The 9482-nt window shown below is 69.5% G+C and carries 8 protein-coding genes; 6 read left to right on the top strand and 2 right to left on the bottom strand.

All coding sequences use genetic code 11. From position 1 onward, the window contains the following. From Q0L11_RS06350 to Q0L11_RS06340, 3 genes are all read left to right on the top strand, one after another. A partial coding sequence (locus Q0L11_RS06350; protein WP_296596132.1) for an SLC13 family permease occupies positions 1 to 1475 on the top strand: 1475 nt, incomplete at its 5' end. A 222-nt stretch (positions 1476 to 1697) separates the two neighbouring features. Continuing rightward, positions 1698 to 3557 carry a ribonucleoside-diphosphate reductase subunit alpha gene (locus Q0L11_RS06345; RefSeq protein WP_296596131.1) on the top strand — a complete coding sequence of 620 codons (1860 nt, stop codon included), beginning with the start codon at positions 1698 to 1700 and terminating at the stop codon, positions 3555 to 3557. 148 nt (positions 3558 to 3705) lie between these two features. Continuing rightward, on the top strand, positions 3706 to 4554 hold the full coding sequence (locus Q0L11_RS06340) for a lipid A-modifier LpxR family protein (protein WP_296596130.1): 849 nt from the start codon (positions 3706 to 3708) through the stop codon (positions 4552 to 4554). A 44-nt stretch (positions 4555 to 4598) separates the two neighbouring features. On the opposite strand, the gene Q0L11_RS06335 is transcribed toward Q0L11_RS06340, so the two are convergent. Then, positions 4599 to 5264, bottom strand: coding sequence for a glutathione S-transferase family protein (locus tag Q0L11_RS06335; RefSeq protein WP_296596129.1), 666 nt, complete (start codon positions 5262 to 5264; stop codon positions 4599 to 4601). 130 nt (positions 5265 to 5394) lie between these two features. Between Q0L11_RS06335 and Q0L11_RS06330 the strand changes: the two genes are divergently transcribed. From Q0L11_RS06330 to Q0L11_RS06320, 3 genes are all read left to right on the top strand, one after another. After that, on the top strand, positions 5395 to 6438 hold the full coding sequence (locus tag Q0L11_RS06330; protein WP_296596128.1) for a ribonucleotide-diphosphate reductase subunit beta: 1044 nt from the start codon (positions 5395 to 5397) through the stop codon (positions 6436 to 6438). Positions 6439 to 6456: 18 nt separating this feature from the next. Continuing rightward, positions 6457 to 7146, top strand: a complete 690-nt coding sequence (locus Q0L11_RS06325) for an AAA family ATPase (RefSeq protein WP_296596127.1) — start codon at positions 6457 to 6459, stop codon at positions 7144 to 7146. Between the two features lie 150 nt (positions 7147 to 7296). Further along, the gene (locus Q0L11_RS06320; RefSeq protein WP_296596125.1) at positions 7297 to 9183 is read left to right on the top strand and encodes a methyl-accepting chemotaxis protein; all 1887 of its coding nucleotides are present in this window, start codon (positions 7297 to 7299) and stop codon (positions 9181 to 9183) included. Between the two features lie 28 nt (positions 9184 to 9211). Here Q0L11_RS06320 and Q0L11_RS06315 read toward each other — a convergent pair. Then, positions 9212 to 9482, bottom strand: a 271-nt coding sequence (locus tag Q0L11_RS06315; protein ID WP_296596124.1) for a lysozyme inhibitor LprI family protein, incomplete at its 5' end; no start/stop codon positions are given.

Here is a 9482-nt window from a genome sequence, read left to right as displayed (position 1 = left end):
TGCTGTCGATGGTGACCAAGAACGTCGGCGCGCTGGCGATCATGATGCCGATCGCGCTGTCGGTGGCGAAGCGGACGGGGACGCCGCCGTCGCGCCTCTTGATGCCCATGTCGTTCGGCGCGCTGCTCGGCGGGACGGTGACGCTGGTCGGCACATCGCCGAACATCATCGTCTCCCAGGTGCGCGAGGAGATCCTGGGCAAGCCGTTCGACATGTACGACTACGCGCCCGTAGGTCTGGGGGTGACGGCGGTCGGGCTGGCGTTCCTGGCGTTCGGCTACCGCCTGCTGCCGGCCTCGCGGCCGACGCCCGAGGCGATGGACGCGGCGCTGGCGGCCAACCCCTACGTGACCGAGGTGGAGGTGCCGGGCCACTGGGACCCCGGCCGCACGACGGTGGCCAAGCTGGGCCGGCTGGCCAACGGCGAGGTGTCGGTCATGGCCCTGCTGCGCGACGGCGAGCGGCATCCGTCGCCGCATCCGAACACCCGCGTGCGGCCCGGCGACGTGCTGCTGCTGGAGGGCGACCACCAGGCGCTGGACGACCTGATCGCGCGGCTGAAGCTGCGGCTGACGCGGGCCAACCGCCCGATCGCCATGGACGAGCCCACCGAGGAGGTGCGGATCGTCGAGGCGGTGGTGGGTCCGGACTCCATGATGATCGGCCGCTCCGCGCGGCAGGAGGACCTGCACGGGACACACGGCGTGAACCTGCTGGCGGTGAGCCGTAGCGGCTATCGCATCGCCAGCGCGCTGCGGACGCTGCGTCTGCGCGCCGGCGACATGGTGGTGCTGCAGGGCGCCGAGCGCGCGCTGCCGGGCGTGCTGCGGACGTTGGGACTGCTCCCGCTGGCCGAGCGCGAGGTGCGGCTGGGCGGCATTCGCCACGCCCTGGCGCCCGCCGCGATCCTGGCGGCGGCCATGGTGCTGGTGGCCCTGAAGGTGGCCCCGGTCGCCATCGCCTTCTTCGGCGCAGCGGCGGTGATGATCGCCATCGGCGCGATCCGCATGCGCGAGGCCTACTCTGCCCTGGATGGGCCTCTGCTCGTGCTGATCGCCTGCCTGATCCCAGTCTCGGACGCGATACGCGCCACCGGCGGCGCCGACCTCATCGCCCATACGCTGGCCGACCTGTTCCGCGGCCGGCCGCCGATCCTGGCGCTGGGGACGGTGATGGCCGTCGCCATGGCGGCGACGCCATTCCTGAACAACGCCGCCACCGTGCTGATCGTGGCGCCGATCGGCGCCAGCCTGGCCAAGCTGCTGGGCCTGCAGCCCGACCCGTTCCTGATGGCCGTGGCCATGGGCGCGGCCTGCGATTTCCTCACGCCGATCGGGCATCAGTGCAACACGCTGGTGATGGCGCCCGGCGGGTATCGCTTCGCGGACTACCCCAGGCTGGGCGCGCCCCTCACGTTGATCGTTCTGGTCGTCGGGACGGCGCTGATCGCGCTCGTTTGGCCACTGACCCGGTAGGTGTTCACAGTGTCGTGAATCGCGGTCCCGTTAACCCGGGCTCCCGAGAGCGTTCGCCTGCGCGTTAACGCCTCATTAGCGAAAAACCTTGGGGACGAGCCTGCGCCCTCATTGACGATTCAATACGAGCAGTGCCCCATATGTGGGTTGGTTCGGGGGCTGGACCACAACATATAGGGCGGAGGGCCGGTGGGCCCTCCTTCGAGGGGCTTCGACAGGCAGATGAGTGAAGCGGTGCAAGTTGGGATTGCCGAGACTTCTGAACGGGTTGCATCGGCGCCTCCGCGCCCGCAGCTTCAGCTCGTCCGCAAGGTGGAGGTCGACCGGTCGCGCGATGCGCTGCTGACCGACTTCGGCAAGACCACGCTGGAGGACCGCTACCTCCTGCCGGGCGAGAGCTACCAGGACATGTTCGCCCGCGTCGCGACGGCCTACGCCGACGACGCCGACCATGCGCAACGCATCTACGACTACATCTCGCGCCTGTGGTTCATGCCGGCGACGCCGGTGCTGTCGAACGGCGGCGCGGGGCGCGGCCTGCCGATCTCCTGCTTCCTGAACGCCGTGCCCGACAACCTGGAAGGCATCCAGGGCGTCTGGAACGAGAACGTGGCCCTGGCCTCGAACGGCGGCGGCATCGGCACCTACTGGGGCGGCGTCCGCTCGATCGGCGAGAAGGTGAAGGGCGCGGGCCAGACCAGCGGCATCATCCCCTTCATCCGCGTGATGGACAGCCTGACGCTGGCGATCAGCCAGGGCTCGCTGCGCCGCGGGTCGGCGGCGGTGTACCTGGACGTCCACCACCCCGAGATCGAAGAGTTCCTCGAGATCCGCAAGCCGTCGGGCGACTTCAACCGCAAGTCCCTGAACCTGCACCACGGGATCTCGATCAGCGACGCGTTCATGGAGGCCGTCCGCGACGGCGCCATGTTCGGCCTGCGCTCGCCCAAGACCAATGAGGTGATCCGCGAGGTCGACGCCCGCTCGCTGTGGCAGAAGATCCTCGAGGTGCGCCTGCAGACGGGCGAGCCCTACCTGATCTTCTCCGACACGGTGAACCGCGCCATGCCGCAGCATCAGCGCGAGCTGGGCCTGTCGGTGCGCCAGTCGAACCTGTGCTCCGAGATCATGCTGCACACCGGCAAGGACCATCAGGGCCTGGAGCGGACCGCGGTCTGCTGCCTGAGTTCGGTCAACGCCGAGACGTTCCTGGAGTGGCGCGACCATCCGACGTTCATCGAGGACGTCATGCGCTTCCTCGACAACGTGCTGGAAGACTTCATCACCCGCGCGCCGCCCGAGATGAAGCACGCGGTCTACGCCGCCCGTCGGGAACGGTCGGTCGGCCTGGGCCTCATGGGCTTCCACTCGTTCCTGCAGGCGCAGAACGTCCCGTTCGAGAGCGCCATGGCCAAGAGCTGGAACATGCGGCTCTTCAAGACCCTGCGCCGCCAGTGCGACGCGGCGTCCCGCAAGCTGGCCGCCGAGCGCGGCCCGTGCCCGGACGCGGCCGAGCGCGGCGTGATGGAGCGGTTCAGCCACAAGCTGGCGATCGCGCCCACGGCCTCGATCTCGATCATCTGCGGCGGCACCAGCGCCGGCATCGAGCCGATCCCGGCCAACATCTACACGCACAAGACCCTCTCCGGGACCTTCGCGGTGAAGAACCCCTACCTGGAGAAGATCCTGGAGCAGACAGGCAACAACACCTCGGCCGTCTGGGACTCGATCCTGGCCAACGAGGGTTCGGTCCAGCACCTGGACTTCCTCAGCCAGGACGACAAGGACGTCTACAAGACGGCGTTCGAGATCGACCAGCGCTGGGTGGTGGAGCTGGCGGCGGACCGCACGCCCGACATCTGCCAGAGCCAGTCGGTGAACCTGTTCCTGCCCGGCGACGTCGACAAGTGGGACCTGCACATGCTGCACTGGCAGGCGTGGGAGCGTGGCTGCAAGTCGCTCTACTATCTGCGCTCGAAATCGGTGCAGCGCGCCAGCCACGCCGGCGGCGAGGCGGCGGCGGTGGCCGAGCTGAAGGTCGAGGGCAAGACCGACTACGAGGAATGCCTCGCCTGCCAATAGGTTAGGCGTTTCGCGACGGTAACCCTGTCACAATTCGCGTGCGACGCTTTAGCGCTTGCCGGCGTCGCATCTCCGTCGAACTATGCGTACGGGGACCACGCCGCACGGGGCGTGGATCGGGAGTGTGCGGATGCGTTTTGGGGCGCATTTGGCGTACGCGTTGGGACTGGCGACGCTCGCGGGCGGCAGCGCCGCAGCGCAGTCGATCGCGTTCCTCGACGCCCCCGACATCTCGTATGAGCTTTCGACCCGCGAAGCGCTGAAGGACGCCGCCTTCGCGCCCACCAGCCAGGCGGTCGCCATCGATCCGTCGGCGCGGTTCGTCGAGCGCGAGGCGTTCAAGGTCGGCGAAGGGCCGGTGTTCTGGCAGTCGGGCGAGGTGCGCCTGTCGCACCGCGAGGACGGGCCGGTGGATTCCCTGCGGATCAACCTCGGCGGGGTGCTGCGCACGCCCGGCGGTGTGCCGCTGAACCTGGAGCGGGCCAGCGCCAAGAACGACCGCTTCGACGTCACCCTGGTGCGGAGCTGGCCGAGGGCGGTGAGCTTCGACGACGGCGCGCTGGCGTTCGACATCGCCCCGCACGCCGGCTTCGGCGTGTCGAACTTCGGGACCTCGGCCGAGGGCGGCGCCACGCTGACGGTGTCCAAGTCACGCGGCGAGCGGGCGCTGGAGCAACTGCGCGACCTAGGGGTCAAGGACGGCGCCAGCTTCGGCGACCGGGGCCGCTGGTACCTGTTCGCCGCGGCCAGCGGGCGGGCCGTGGGCCTGAACATGCTGCACGGCGAGAGCGGCTGGGACCGCGCCGGCTGGAGCACCGACACGTCGGGGGCCCTGGTGGGCGACGCCCAAGTCGGCGTGGGCTGGCGCAAGGGCGACCTGCAGTCGTCGTTCGGCGTGATCCACCGCGAGGTGAAGGGCCGGCACATGGTCTTCGGCCAGCAGACCCGCGACGACACCGTGGCCGCGTTCACGTTCTCGCTGCGGCCGTCGCGGTAGTCACCTCTCCCCCCTCTTCGCTTCGCTCGGGGGGAGAGGATGTGTCAGAGGCGATCCCAGCCTGGCTCGAACGGATAGCGGGCGGGCCAGAAGGCGGCGAGGCGGGGGTCTTCGTCGACTTGGCGGACCACTTCGCCCAGGCGCGGGGCGGCGGCGTAGAAGCGCTGGCGGCGCGGACGGAAGCGGCTGACGACCGTGACGTAGAGATCGAGGACCGAGATCTCGTCACCGAGCAGGTAGCGGCCGGCGGGCGCAAGCTGGGCCTCCATCGTGCGCCAGCAGTCCACGATCCGCTCCTCCAGGCGCCGGTTCACGTCGCCGTGGAGGCCGGCGTCGGCCACCAGGCGGGACGGGTCGTCCTTCAGCCAGTAGTGAGCGTAGATCGCCGAGGAGACGAAGACCGTCCAGCGCAGGAAGGCGGCGCGGCGCGGGTCGCCCGCCGGCGGCGCCAGCTTCGCCTCCGGGTGCTGTTCGGCCAGCCAGATGAGGATCGCGGCGCTCTCGGTGAGGGTCTCGCCCGCGGGCGTCACGAGGGCCGGGACCTGACGCATCGGGTTGGCCGCCAGCACGCGGTCGCCGGACGCCCGGTCGTCGGCGTCGAAGGTTGCTGATTCGACCAGCTCGTAGGGTTGGCCCGCGAGCGTCAACGCCGCCTCCACGGCCACGCCGCCCGAGCCCTGGGCGGAATACAAGATATAGCGGTTGCTCATGGGCTATCCACAATCCGTAGCGAAATTATCCCCGGCCGCGACGAAACTTCCCGCTGCGTCCGGCGCGCTTCAGGCTTACCTTTCCATTAACGGGAGCCTGGCGCTCCTGATTCGTCGCGGGACCTGAGAGATGACCACGTCCAACGTCCGTAGCCTGCCTGGCCTGCTGACCCCGTCCTACGCCTACAAGCCGTTCCGGTATCCGTGGGCGTACGACTTCTGGAAGAAGCAGCAGCAGGTCCACTGGATGCCGGAGGAGATCCCGCTCGGCGAGGACCTCAAGGACTGGGCGTCCAAGCTGAACGACAAGGAACGGAACCTGCTGACGCAGATCTTCCGCTTCTTCACCCAGTCGGACGTCGAGGTGAACGACAACTACATGGAGCGGTACAGCCGCGTCTTCAAACCCACCGAGGTGAAGATGATGCTGTCGGCGTTCTCCAACATGGAGACGATCCACATCGCCGCCTACGCGCTGCTGCTCGAGACGATCGGCATGCCCGACAGCGAGTTCACCGCCTTCCTCGACTACCAGGCGATGCGCGACAAGCACGACTACATGCAGAAGTTCGGGGTCGACACCGACGCCGACATCTGCCGGACGCTGGCCATGTTCGGGGGCTTCACCGAGGGTCTGCAACTGTTCGCCAGCTTCGCCATGCTGATGAACTTCCCGCGCCACAACAAGATGAAGGGCATGGGCCAGATCGTGAGCTGGTCGGTGCGCGACGAGAGCCTGCACTGCGAAGGCATCGTCAAGCTGTACCACGCCTTCAACAAGGAGACCGGGGCGGTCACCAAGGCGGTGGCGGACGACATCGTCGATTGCTGCAAGACCGTCGTCGGCCTGGAGGACAAGTTCATCGACCTGGCGTTCGAGGCCGGCGAGGTGCAGGGCATGACGCCCGAGGACATCAAGGCCTATATCCGCTTCATCGCCGACTGGCGGCTGAAGCAGCTCGGCCTGCCGCAGGTGTACGAGGTCAAGGAGAACCCGCTGCCCTGGCTGCAGTCGATGCTGTCGGGCGTGGAGCACGCCAACTTCTTCGAGGCGCGCTCGACCGAGTACTCCAAGGCGGCCACCAAGGGCCAATGGCACGGCGACGCCGGCGTGTGGGCCGAGTTCGACCGGATGCAGGCGCGCCGGGCGGAGAACCAGCTCCCGGCGGAGTAGCCGGAGGAGGACGGGTCGTTGCCGAACATCGCGTTCATCAGCCCCAAGGGCGGGGCGGGCAAGACGACCGCCGCCCTGCTGCTGGCGCTCGGGCTGGCGGAGCGGGGCGCGCGGGTCGCGCTGATCGATTCCGACCCCAACAAGCCGCTGGTGCGCTGGGGCGCCCTGCCGCGCCGACCCGAGGCGATCACCGTCCACGCGGCGCCCACGGTGCAGGACATCCGCGACGCGGCCCAGGAGGCCCGGCGGCGCGACCCCGAGTGGACGATCGTGGATACCGAAGGGTCCGTCCGCGGGGCGATGATCTTCGCCGCCCTGCGCTTCGACCTGGTGCTGACCCCGCTCAATGGCTCGCCGATGGACGCGGTCGAGGCGATCAAGGCCGCGGAGCTGGTGGCGTCGTTCGGCCGGCGGGCGGGAAACCACCTGCCGCATCACTGCCTGCTGTCGCGGGTGCCGGCGGCGCTGAAGCCCCGCTCGCTGGCCACGGTGGTCGGCATGCTGCGCGAGCAGGACATCGACATCCTGCCGACGCCGCTGATCGAGAAGGAGGCCTTCCGGGCCCTGTTCGAGGTGGGCGGGGACCTGTCCAGCCTCGAGGCGCACGGGATCTCGGGCGTGGCCGCGGCGCGCCGGAACATCGAGGCCTACGTGGAGGCGGTAAACGAGCTCGTGCAGCCGCCGAAGGCCTTCCGCCACGCCTGCTGAAGGCCGGAAAGGCGTTCGCCAGCGCCGGCGTGGCGACACGCCGCAGCCATCCAACGGCCCCGCTTACCCGCAATGGGGAATCGGAAAACCATCGTTAGGTGACCGTTCAGTCTGATCCGGCGATCTGCGCGCATATTCGTGGAGCTGGAAATGAAGCTGACTATTCGTGCGCGCCTGATTGCCTGCCTTGCCGCCCTGAGCGCCTTGCTTTGCATCGTGGCTGGCCTGGGTGTCTTCGAACTCAGCGCCGCCAACGCGCGGCTGGACTCGATCATCGCCGACCGGGTGCGCCCGCTGGAGGAACTGAAGGCCGTTTCGGACATGTACGCCGTGAACGTCGTCGATACGGCCCACAAGGTGCGGTCCGGAGCGCTGACGCCGGCCCAGGGGATCGCCGGGCTGAAGCGCGCCGAGGCCGAGATCAAGGATCACTGGAGCGCCTATACCGCAACGCGCCTTACCGACGAGGAGGCGCGGCTGGTGCGGGAGGTTCAAGGCACGCTGCCGGCAGCCCGAAGTGCGGTGGGCCGTTTGAACACCATCCTGGCGGCGAACGACCGCGTGGCGCTGGACGCCTTCGTGACCCATGACCTCTACCCGGCCATCGATCCCGTGACGAACAGCATCGGCAAGCTCGTCGACCTGCAGATCGAGGTCGCCGCCGACGAAGGCAGGGTGTCCGACGCCGCGTACCACAATGCGCTGATCGTGACGGCCGTCGTATTCGCCGTCGCGAGCGTGGTGCTCGCGTTCAGCGTCGTGACGGTGCTGCGGCAGGTGATCGCCCCGCTCCGCGGGATGACCGAGGTGATGAAGGTGCTGGCGGGCGGCCGCCACGACGTCGAGGTGCCGGCGGTCGGCCGCACCGACGAGATCGGCGAGATGGCGGGCGCCGTGCAGCACTTCAAACAGGCAGGGATCGACAAGCAGCGCCTGGAGCAGGAGGCTGCCGAGCAACGCGCCGCCGCCGAGGCGGAACGCGCGCGCGACGAGGCGCAGCGGACGGAGGCGGCGCGGCTGCAGGCGCAGGTCGTGACGGCCTTGGCCGATGGCCTGGACAAGCTGTCGGCGGGCGACCTGGCGTTCCGGGTGACCCAGCCCTTCGCCCCCGAGTACGAGAAGCTGCGCGTGGACTTCAACGGCGCCATGCAGGCGCTGGAGGAGGCCATGCGCACCGTGAGCCGGGCCACGCACGGGATCCGCGCCGGGTCCCAGGAGCTCAGCCGCGCCACCGACGACATGTCGCGCCGCACCGAGCAGCAGGCGGCGAGCCTGGAAGAGACGGCGGCGGCCCTCGACCAGATCACGGCCACCGTGCGGCGCACGGCGATCAGCGCCGACGATGCCAACACTGCCGTGCGTGCGGCCCGCCAGGACGCCGAACGGTCGGGCGAGGTGGTGGGCCAGGCGATCGGCGCCATGGGCGGGATCGAAAGCTCGTCGCGCCAGATCAGCCAAATCATCGGAGTGATCGACGAGATCGCGTTCCAGACCAACCTGCTGGCGCTGAACGCCGGCGTGGAAGCGGCGCGGGCCGGGGACGCGGGCAAAGGTTTCGCGGTCGTCGCCTCCGAAGTTCGGGCCCTGGCCCAGCGCTCGGCGGAAGCCGCCAAGGAGATCAAGACGCTGATCAGCGAGTCGGCGGACCAGGTGGGTGCGGGCGTGGGCCTGGTGCGGCACACCGGCGAGGCGCTGAACGCGATCATCGAGCGCATCGGCGACATCGCCGCGCGCGTGGCCGAGATCGCCTCGTCGGCGCAGGAGCAGTCCGCCGGACTGCAGCAGGTGAACACCGCCGTGAACCACATGGACCAGGCCACCCAGCAAAACGCCGCCATGGTCGAGGAGACCACTGCGGCCAGCGGCAGCCTGGCGCAGGAGGCGGACGGGCTGTCCTCGCTGGTGGCGCGCTTCAACCTGAGCGCCAACGACGACGTGGCGGCTCCCCGGACGGTCCGGGCGCTGAAGGTCGTGTCGAGCCGGGGCGGGGCGGCCGTGTCGGCGGCTCCGGAGCCGGACGGCTGGGACGAGTTCTAGCCTGGCCTTGCCGGGTCCGGCCTGAGGGTCAGCGGCTGCGGCGGGCGTCGGCGGTGGCGGCGTCCAGCCGGCGGATGCGCTGCTGGTAGAGCGCGGCGAGGCGGGCGGGGTCCGTGACGCTGCTGCGGCCGTCGCGCCAGGCGAGCTGGCGCGCGCGCAGCACATCGCGCTCCTCGTGAGCCGCGAGCGCCTCGGCGTAGGCGCGCCGAAGGTCGCGCTGCAGGCGCTGGAGGCCGGGGTCGCCGCAGATGACCCGGTCGGCGGGCGTGGCCGCGCCGGCGCAGGCGTCGGCGGCAGAG

Origin of the sequence: Phenylobacterium sp., assembly GCF_024508875.1 — a bacterium.
GTDB lineage: Bacteria > Pseudomonadota > Alphaproteobacteria > Caulobacterales > Caulobacteraceae > Phenylobacterium.
Note: the sequence above shows the minus strand (reverse complement) of the source record. Positions and strands in the feature narration are given on the sequence as shown.

Coding starts and splice junctions, on each gene's coding strand:
- Q0L11_RS06330 (WP_296596128.1), top strand. CDS start 5,395: ATGACCACGTCCAACGTCCGTAGCCTGCCTGGCCTGCTGACCCCGTCC.
- Q0L11_RS06320 (WP_296596125.1), top strand. CDS start 7,297: ATGAAGCTGACTATTCGTGCGCGCCTGATTGCCTGCCTTGCCGCCCTG.
- Q0L11_RS06335 (WP_296596129.1), bottom strand. CDS start 5,264: ATGAGCAACCGCTATATCTTGTATTCCGCCCAGGGCTCGGGCGGCGTG.
- Q0L11_RS06345 (WP_296596131.1), top strand. CDS start 1,698: ATGAGTGAAGCGGTGCAAGTTGGGATTGCCGAGACTTCTGAACGGGTT.